The sequence below is a fragment of the Pseudomonas cichorii genome (assembly GCF_019719005.1).
Taxonomy (GTDB): Bacteria; Pseudomonadota; Gammaproteobacteria; order Pseudomonadales; family Pseudomonadaceae; genus Aquipseudomonas; species Aquipseudomonas cichorii_E.
Map to the genome: position 1 here is coordinate 1 of NZ_JAIGPJ010000110.1, position 542 is coordinate 542.

Below are 542 nucleotides of genomic sequence, written 5' to 3' on the forward strand. Positions count from 1 at the left end.
GCATTTCCGGTGAGCAGTTCCACGGCAACAGCGCTTCGTAATCTTCTACCGATTGAGCATGTGGCAACCGCTCAAGTACGTGGCGTAGCCACGTATAGGGCTCTTGGCCGTTGACTTTGGCGGTCTCGACCAGACTATAAATCTGCGCACTGGCGGCGGCACCTTTGGGCGTGTCGCTGAACAACCAGGCCTTGCGACCGATGACAAACGGCTTTATGGCACGTTCCGCCGGGTTGTTATCAATCGGTAAGTAACCGGCCTCGACGTAACGCTCCAGCCGGCTCCAGTTGTTGGCTAGATAATTGACCGCTTTGCCCAACGTACCTTGGGGCGTGATCTGTGGCTGCGTTTTCTCCAGCCACTTTTTCAGTTTGGCCAACACGGGCAGACTTTTTTCCTGGCGTGCGATATAGCGCTGTTCATCGCTGACATCCTTGAGTTCACGCTCGATGCCGTACAACTTGTTGATCAATGTCAGTGCCGCATCGGCACGGCCCGTCTTGCCTGAGGGCTGCACTTTCTGTGCGTCCACGAACTTGCGT

General features: G+C 55.7%; 1 protein-coding gene. It reads right to left on the reverse strand.

Going from position 1 to position 542, the window contains the following annotated elements; translation table 11 throughout:
* The coding region (tnpC, locus tag K5D32_RS25820; RefSeq protein WP_221602341.1) for an IS66 family transposase at positions 1–542 on the reverse strand (542 nt) is incomplete at both ends.